This is a genomic window from Frankia sp. CeRuru1 (genome assembly GCF_977966315.1).
This window is the reverse complement of record NZ_CDWWEW010000423.1, coordinates 1-4,184: the sequence shown is the minus strand read 5'-3', so window position 1 is coordinate 4,184 and position 4,184 is coordinate 1. Positions and strand designations below refer to the sequence as shown.

The 4,184-nt window shown below is 70.5% G+C and carries 4 protein-coding genes; 3 read left to right on the top strand and 1 reads right to left on the bottom strand.

The genetic code is table 11. The annotated features are described in order from the left end of the window. The coding region (locus AC08OP_RS21805; RefSeq protein ID WP_476615888.1) for a TerD family protein at positions 1–493 on the bottom strand (493 nt) is incomplete at its 3' end. Between the two features lie 113 nt (positions 494–606). Here AC08OP_RS21805 and AC08OP_RS21800 point away from each other — a divergent pair. From AC08OP_RS21800 to AC08OP_RS21790, 3 genes are all read left to right on the top strand, one after another. After that, the gene (locus AC08OP_RS21800) at positions 607–1,185 is read left to right on the top strand and encodes a suppressor of fused domain protein (RefSeq protein WP_476615887.1); all 579 of its coding nucleotides are present in this window, start codon (positions 607–609) and stop codon (positions 1,183–1,185) included. Positions 1,186–1,257: 72 nt separating this feature from the next. Then, positions 1,258–3,093: an alkaline phosphatase D family protein gene (locus tag AC08OP_RS21795; protein ID WP_476615886.1), complete on the top strand. Its 1,836-nt coding sequence runs from the start codon at positions 1,258–1,260 to the stop codon at positions 3,091–3,093. Positions 3,094–3,384: 291 nt separating this feature from the next. Beyond that, positions 3,385–4,184, top strand: an 800-nt coding sequence (locus AC08OP_RS21790) for a cytochrome c oxidase subunit I (protein WP_476615885.1), incomplete at its 3' end; no start/stop codon positions are given.

Sequence of the window (4,184 nt, the reverse complement as noted above, 5' to 3'; positions counted from 1 at the left end):
CGTCTACGGTGATGCCGAAGTCGGTCGCGATGCCGGCCAGCCCCGAGGCGTAGCCCTGGCCGACCGCCCGCACCTTCCAGGCCCCGGCGCGCCGGTAGAGCTCGACGAGAATCAGCGCCGTCTCGCTGCTCAGCCCGGACGGATCGAAGCGGGCGAGCTCGGCGCCGCCACGCGCGTCCCGTACCACAATGCTCAGGCCGCGCAGGGCGGCGAAGGTCGCCGGCCCGCTGCCGTCGAGACTCCCGGTGACGACCACCTTGTCAATCTCCGGCGGGACCGCGGCCAACGTGCACTCCAGCACGGACGGCGGTACGAGACGCACCCCGGGACCTGTCGGCTGGTTGAAAAAGACGAAGTCGTCGTCGGTGCGCACCTTGCCGTGGATGGTCACCAGGATCGCCGCGATGTCCAACGGACTCGACGAGGCGATCTCGACCCGGACGTCGGTGGTGGGCAACGCGGCGTTGCCGCCCTTGGTAAGCACCTGTGCCATGAACCCCTCCAACGTCGCACCACGATAACTCCCGCGCCGGCCACCACGGTTCCCGGGATCACTGCCGACCATACGATCGCGGGTATGGAACAACGTGGCGGGGCATCGGCCTGGTGAGCGACAGCGCGATCCTGCGATCGGTCGAGGAGCATGCGGCGGCAGTCTTCGGACCGGGCACCGGTCGGGCCGGGGTCACGTTCCTCGGCACCGACCAGATCGAGGTGCTGCGGTTCGGCCCGGACCGAGCGGGCGTCGTCCGCTATCTCACCCTGGGCATGTCCCGGGAGCCGATGACGGCGGCGGCGGCGACCGTGCGCGATCCCGCCGGCCCGCGGGCCGAACTCGTGCTGTCCCTGCGCGGGCGGCGCGACAGCGTGCTGCGGCGGTTGGCCGTGTTGGCCGCCGTCCCGACGGTCGAGGGCCGTCCGGTGGCTCCCGGGTCCGGCCTGGATCTCGGGGAACCGCTCTGGGACGGCGCCCCGTTCACCGCGGTGCTCGTCGGCGAGCCCGGCGGGCTCATCCCCGATCTCGCCACCGGGCTCGCACCCGTCCGCTTTCTCCCCCTGCTTCCGATGACCCCCAACGAGTCCGCCTACAAGCGGGTGCACGGCCCAGACGCGCTGCATCAGCGGTGGCTGGCGGCCGGGACGGATCTGCGCGACCCCGGCCGCCGGGAGGTCGATCTCGGCTGACTCCCGGCACGGGGGGTGGATCCGTCGTGAACGGGCCGCGGGTTCCTCCGTTTCCACTACTCTCATCTAGTTGTGACCCGTGACGCCGCGGCCGGTTCTCCGCGTTCCCGCCGATTCCCGCGGGCGCCCTCGCCGTCAGCTGCCACCGGTCAGACTGGTCGACCGGCCGGCACCGATCCGTCGGCACGCGCCGATCCGGGCACTGGTCCTCGCGCCGCCGCCCGGTCCGGCCACGGGACGAACCCGGGGGCCGGTCCACGCCGCCGTGCCGTCCTGCTCGGCGGCCTCGGGCTGGGGGGCGCCGCGCTGGGCGGGGCGAGCCTGGCGGCCTGCGGCGGCTCCGGCGGTTCGATCCCGGCCCCCGCGCCGACCCTGCGGGCGCCCACCCCGATCGCGGGCATCACCGACGGGGTCTTCGGGCTCGGGGTCGCCAGCGGCGACCCGTTGCCGGACGGCGTCATCCTCTGGACCCGGCTCGCACCGAGGCCGACCGAGGGCGGCGGCATGCCCACGCGGAACATTGAGGTCGACTGGCAGATCGCGACGGACGAGGGTTTCCGCGATGTGGTGCGCGCCGGCACGCAGACCGCGCAGGCGGCGTTCGCGCATTCCGTCCACGTCGACGTCCGCGGACTCGCGCCGGAGCGTGACTACTTCTACCGGTTCCGTGCCGGCACCGTGCTCAGTCCGGTCGGCCGGACCCGGACGGCCGCAGCCCCCGGGAGGGGACCGGAATCGGCCGGCGGTGCCCTGACCTTCGCGCTGGCCTCATGCCAGGACTTCCAGAACGGGTATTGGCCGGCCTTCGACGGCATCGCCGCCGACGCGCCGGACCTCGTCGTCCACGTCGGCGACTACATCTACGAGTATGACCCGAGGAGCACCTATCCGGACCGGCGGCACACCACTCCGCAGCAGCCCGGCCTGGACCAACTCCAGACGCTGGCGGACTACCGCAACCGGTACGGCCAGTACAAGTCCGATCCTGCCCTGCAGGCCGCTCATCACGTGGCCCCCTGGGTCGTCACCTGGGACGACCACGAGGTCGAGAACAACTACGCCGGGCTGGTCGACGAGGCCGGCGACACCGGGGAGCAACGGCAGGATCCCGCGGCGTTCGCCCGCCAGCGTGCCGCCGCCTACCAGGCGTACTACGAACATATGCCGATCCGGGCGGAGCTGAATCCGGGATCGCCCGACATGCGGATCTACCGGCGGTTCGCGTTCGGGAACCTGGTGACGTTCAACGTCATGGACACCCGGCAGTACCGGACCAGGCAGCCCGGCGACTCCCCGCAGGGCATCGGGCCTGCCGCCCTGGGCCGGGACAACACGGCCGGCACGATGGCCGGCACCGCCCAGGAACGCTGGTTGCGCGACGGCCTGACCACGTCGCGGACCCGCTGGAACGTCCTCGCCCAGCAGACGATGCTGGCCCAGCTGAACGGGCAGCTGCCCCTTGGCGAGGGACCACGGCTGGCCAATCTGGATCAGAACGACGGGTACGGCCCCTACCGGGCCCGGTTGCTGTCGGAGATCCGCGACAGCGGCGTGCGCAACCCGGTGGTGCTCTCCGGTGACATCCACTGCGCCTGGGTGAACGACCTCCGGGTCGATTTCGACCGGCCCGAGACGCCGGTCGTCGCGACGGAGTTCGTCTGCACCTCGATCAGCTCGGCCTTCTTCCTCGTCAGCGAGGACTTCGTCCGGCGGAACAATGCCCGGCTCAACCCGCATGTCCGGTATTTTCGCGGTGACCGGCGAGGTTACACGCGCGTTCGCGTCACCCCGGACGAATGGCGCGCGGACATGCGGGTCGTCGCCGACATCGCCACTCGCCACTCGCCCACGTCCACGGATGCCACCTGGGTGGTCGAGAACGGGCGGCCCGGCGCGCGGCCGGCCTGAGAGCGAGCGTGCGGCGACAGCACGCTCCGGCCCTGCCAGCCCCACTCCGGCCCTGCCGGCCCGCACTGCCGACCGCTTTCCACCCGATTCACCGGAAAAGGCACGGGAATTCGACCACCGGATGACCTCCACCGGGTGGCCTCGCCGGCCTGCGCATCGCGAATAAATCCGAAGAAACTCGACGGTTCTACGGCCAGGACACCGGTCGCCACGTTAGCCTTTCCCCGGCCCGTCCGCCGCTTTCCACGCGCATTCTGGCGCCGTGCGGACGACGAACATCGGGAGCCGAACGTGACGATTCTACACCAACCGAGAGAACCGGGCGGAGCAGCGGATAGCGGGACGCAGCCGGTGGATGTCGTCGCCGCGCACACCAGGCCACGTACCCCTTTGCTCGGCTATCTGCGGACGACGTCCCACAAGGACATCGCCATCCTGTACGCCGTCACGTCGTTCGGGTTCTTCCTCTTCGCCGGTGTCCTGGCCGTGATGATGCGGGCGGAACTCGCCCGCCCGGGGCTGCAGTACTTCTCCAACGAGCAGTACAACCAGTTTTTCACGCTGCACGGCACACTGATGCTGCTCATGTTCGCCACCCCACTGGCGTTCGCGTTCGCGAACTTCCTGGTGCCGCTGCAGATCGGCGCGCCGGACGTGGCGTTCCCGCGGCTGAACGCGATGTCCTACTGGTTCTTCCTGTTCGGCAGCCTGGCGGTGATCTTCGGGTTCCTGACCCCGGACGGCACCGCGTCCTTCGGCTGGTTCGCCTACTCGCCATTGAACAGCAAGGTGTACTCGCCGGGAGTGGGCTCCGACCTGTGGGTCGTGGGTCTCGCGGTCTCCGGTGTCGGTACCATCCTCGGCGCCGTCAACATGATCACAACGATCCTGACGATGCGGGCCCCGGGCATGACGATGTTCCGGCTGCCGATCTTCTGCTGGACCTTCCTGGCGACCTCGATCCTCGTGCTGATCGCCTTCCCCGTGCTCGCCGCGGCGCTGCTCGCCCTGGAGGCCGACCGGCGCTTCGGCGCGCACGTGTTCGACGCCGCCAACGGCGGCGCGCTGCTCTGGCAGCACCTGTTCTGGTA